Annotated in this window: 5 protein-coding genes and 1 pseudogene; 2 read left to right on the top strand and 4 right to left on the bottom strand. The window is 25.6% G+C overall.

The window, feature by feature from the left end:
* The coding region (locus ACERKK_RS11840) for an MFS transporter (RefSeq protein WP_373773283.1) at positions 1-640 on the top strand (640 nt) is incomplete at its 5' end.
* Positions 641-656: 16 nt separating this feature from the next.
* On the opposite strand, the gene ACERKK_RS11835 is transcribed toward ACERKK_RS11840, so the two are convergent.
* The 4 genes and pseudogenes from ACERKK_RS11835 to ACERKK_RS11820 all read right to left on the bottom strand — a co-directional run.
* Entirely contained in the window at positions 657-2,036 is a 1,380-nt protein-coding gene (locus ACERKK_RS11835; RefSeq protein ID WP_373773282.1) for a chloride channel protein, read from the bottom strand.
* Positions 2,037-2,175: 139 nt separating this feature from the next.
* Positions 2,176-2,499: a multidrug efflux SMR transporter gene (locus ACERKK_RS11830; RefSeq protein ID WP_373773281.1), complete on the bottom strand. Its 324-nt coding sequence runs from the start codon at positions 2,497-2,499 to the stop codon at positions 2,176-2,178.
* A complete protein-coding gene (locus ACERKK_RS11825; protein WP_373773280.1) occupies positions 2,496-2,834 on the bottom strand; it encodes a hypothetical protein in 339 nt (112 codons plus the stop codon). Before ACERKK_RS11825 ends, ACERKK_RS11830 begins: the two co-directional genes overlap by 4 nt.
* Positions 2,835-2,927: 93 nt before the next feature.
* Positions 2,928-3,029: pseudogene (locus ACERKK_RS11820) on the bottom strand (TetR/AcrR family transcriptional regulator); the annotation flags it as partial.
* 325 nt (positions 3,030-3,354) lie between these two features.
* Here ACERKK_RS11820 and ACERKK_RS11815 point away from each other — a divergent pair.
* The gene (locus tag ACERKK_RS11815; RefSeq protein WP_373773279.1) at positions 3,355-3,984 is read left to right on the top strand and encodes a septum site-determining protein MinC; all 630 of its coding nucleotides are present in this window, start codon (positions 3,355-3,357) and stop codon (positions 3,982-3,984) included.
* Positions 3,985-4,030 lie beyond the last annotated feature (46 nt).

Below are 4,030 nucleotides of genomic sequence, written 5' to 3'. Positions count from 1 at the left end.
ACCCTTAGTTATAACACAGTTAAAAGAAGTGAAAATCAATACTATAAATGAAGAAGAAATAGAAGTAAGTTCAAAAATGTATTTTATATATTTTCTTAGCTTTTGCTATATGTTAATATTTTTTATTTTGCCAACACAAATACCTTTTTTACTTATTGAAGAGTTTAATGCTTCTGGAAAATTTGCAGGAACTATTATAGGATGTGCCTTTTTAGCTAATGCTTTTGGAGCTATTACTTTTGCAAGATTAAAAAATAAGTTCTCTTATTCTACTATTTTTTTAATAGCATCATTTATAATAGCTCTTGGATTTGCAGGGGTAGGATTAGTAACTAATCTAAATCTGTTTTTTTTCACAGCACCTTTACTTGGTTTTGGTGGTGGAATTATGATGACAAATTTAACAGCATGGATGTTAAGTCGTACGACTTTGAAAAAAAGAGTTAAAACTTCAGGATATTTTACAAGTGCATTATTTTTAGGACAGTTTAGTTCACCATTGATTTTTCATGGTTTAGTATCATATTTAGGTGTTCAAGACTTCTTTTTATTTATTGGATTAATTTTGATTTGTATTGTAATATTTTTCACTTTCTATCTTAGAAGTAATATAAGTTCTAATAAAAATATAAATAAGTAAAGTCTACTTATTTATATTATCTTCGTCTATGAGTTATTTTATTTTTATCTCTTAATCTTTTCTTTAAAGATCTAAATCTTTCTTTATCTTTTTCTCTTACATTAATATCAGCATGATCAATGTCTTCACCCATTTTTATATCAAGTAGTTCACTTTTTTGCATTTTTAAAATTTGTGATGGAAATACACTTCTATGTCCTGTAATTAAAAACGTGATTACAACAGAAACAGCAGCATAAGGAGCAATTTCTAAGCCAAATAATTCAACAGCCATTATAATAGCTGCAATTGGTGCATTTGTTGCACCTGCTAATACACTTACAAAACCAATTGCCGAGAAAAATGCTATATGATCACCAACTAAAGTTCCAAATAAATTTCCACTTGTTGCACCTACAAAAAATATCGGTGTTAAAACTCCACCGCTTCCACCTGCTCCTAATGTAACAGAGGTAAATAGTGTTTTTAGAATAAATGCATACCAAGGTATTTCACTTGAAATATTAGTATCAGAGAAAAAACTATTATTTACAGTTTCTAAACCTAAACCAAAATATCTGTCTCCAAAATAAAAAGATAATCCAACTAATAATGAACCACCTAAAAATGCTTTTAAATAAGGATTTATTTTAATTGATTGTATTGATTTTTCTGAGCTTTTTAAAAATGTAATAAAAAAATCTGCAATAATTCCAAAAAATATACCTGCAAGAACAACTTGTGCTATTAAGCCAATTTCTAAAGGAATAGCTTGAGAAAATCTCATATCAAAATATGTATAATCAAGACCTAAAAATCTTGCTGTTGTAAAAGCTGCAAATCCTGCTATAAAAGATGGTAATAAAACATCATACATGATAATACCAACAATTAAAACCTCTACACCAAATATTGCTCCTGAAATTGGTGTTCCAAATACAGCTGCAAATCCTGCACTAATTCCACAAATAACTATTTTTTTTCTATTTTCTTCAGAAAACTTCAAAAGATCAGACATAAAAGAAGCAACACCTGCACCAATTTGAGCAGCAGGTCCTTCTTTTCCAGCTGAACCACCTGCAAAAATAGTAAGAACTGTTGCAATAAGTTTTACAGGAATAACCATAATATCGATTTTTCCATTTCTTTTATGAACAGCTTCAATTACTTTTTCTGTACCATGTCCTTTTGCACTTGGAGCAAAAGTTTTACTAAGCCAAACAGCTAAAACTAAAGCAAAAGGTAATAAATAATAATATTTGAATCCAAGTAATGCCCTTGAATCTTCTGCATATTGTAAAATATTTACAAAAAAAGTAACTACAAAACCGATTGTAATACCAATAAATGTTGAGATAATAAGCCATTTAGAAACTGAGTAAAAAATAATAGATTGTTCGAGGAAATGTTTTTTCATAGAAAGTTCTTCTTTTTAGATATAAAAGTATAGTCTAATTGAGTTAATTGGAATATTAAAAGAGAAGCAAATTTTGCATTGAATTTAAACAATTTCAAAATTTGCTATTTTTTTACCTTATATTATTTTTTTTATAAAATTATTGAGCACTTGTATATTTTAAACCTACAACTCCTACAATTATTAAACAAATAAATAAAACTTTTATAAGTGTAATTTGCTCTTTAAATATTAAAAAACCAAGAACAGAAATAACTGCTGTCCCAATTCCTGCCCATATAGCATAAGCCATTCCAATATCTAGTTTTTTAATTGTAAACCATAATAGAACAAATGATACAACATAACAAATTGCTGTTAATGCGCTATATAAATGATTATTAGTAAGAGATGAATATTTTAATGAAATAGTTCCTACTACCTCAAATATTATTGCAAATGCTAAATATACCCATGAAATCATTTTTCTATCCTTACTAGTTTTATAAAGTTATTCAAAAAATTTGAATACTCTTTTTGTAAATTAAAATTTTTTAATGTGAATGAATAAAGTAACATTCCATCTGCTGTACATATAAATGTAGTAATAAACTCTAATGCCTCTTTTTTAATATTTCCTTTTGAAATATCCTCTTTTAAAATATCATTTAATTTTTCTTGTATAAAGTTTATATACTCTAAATTTGAATTTTCAACAATTTCATTATTTAAGAAATCATTTATATTCATAAGCTCTTTATATAAATTTAAAATATCCCTATTCTCTTTATTGTCTATTAGATAAATTTCAAATAACACTTCTAACTTTTCTTCAAGAGTATGTTTCTCTTCTAATTTCCTTGAAGCTTTTTTAATATAATCTTTAGTGATTTCATTAAAAATTTCAAATATGATTTCATCTTTTGATTTAAAATAGTGATAAAGTGTTCCTTTTGCAATATTTAAATCTTTTAATAATTCATTTAATGAAAAGTTGTTAATTCCTGCTTTAATTAAATATTTATAAGAATCTAAAATAATCTGTCTTCTTTTATTGTTTTTTTTAATATTTTTATCTATGATTTACTCCTTTTTTAGACCATTGGTCTAAGAATTTGAATTATAAGACTATATTACTTAAAAACAAATTAGACTACTAGTCTATAAAAAACTAATATTTTTATTAAAAAAGTTAAGTCCTAAGTAAGAAAAAGTTAATTTCAATGCAAAATTTAGCTAATTACTTAGTAAATTATGCTAAAATACGTACTTTTAATCAAATTATAATTTTTAAAAATCATATTATACAAATAGGTAAGACCTTAGAGAAAGGAGTACTTTGCGTACAAAACAATATTCAGTAAAAGTTTGTGAAATGACATTAACAAATGAAGATGAATTTATATCTTTTTTTGAAGTTAATTATATCTTATTCAAAGATCACCTTATTGTGATTAATGGAGAATTAACTAAAAGAGTTGAAGATTATTTAAATCAAAAAGAACTAAAATTTTTAGTTAATGTAATACTTCCAAAAGGTCAAGGAAGAATTGCTCTTGATAAACAAATGCAAGAGCAAAAGAAACAACATGAAATTGAACAACAGCAAATAGAAGAAGAATTATCTAAATTATCACATAAGTTAGAGAATAATTTAAAAGTAAGAGATACACTTGTAAGAAGTGGTCAGGAATTAAATATTGATGGCGATTTACTTTTATTAAATAGAGTAAATAGTGGTGCAACAATTATAATAAATGGCAATCTAATCATTACACAAATAGTTGAAGGTGCTATTAGATGTAATGGAAACTTTATGATGATAAAAGCATCACCTAAAGCAAATATAGTTTTTAATGATATCGAAGTTGATAATGCATCGTTAAATGAACGATTAAATAAAGTAGAATTTATAAATAATAAAATAGTAATAACACCAGTATTAAAGGAGACAAATTGGGTATCGTAATAGCAGTAATTAGTGGAAAAGGTGGTGTTGGGAAAACAACTACTAC

This window comes from Poseidonibacter sp. (genome assembly GCF_041821165.1).
In the GTDB taxonomy this organism is placed as follows: Bacteria; Campylobacterota; Campylobacteria; order Campylobacterales; family Arcobacteraceae; genus Poseidonibacter.
The sequence above is the reverse complement of the archived record's forward strand: the minus strand, read 5'-3'. Positions and strand labels throughout refer to the sequence as shown.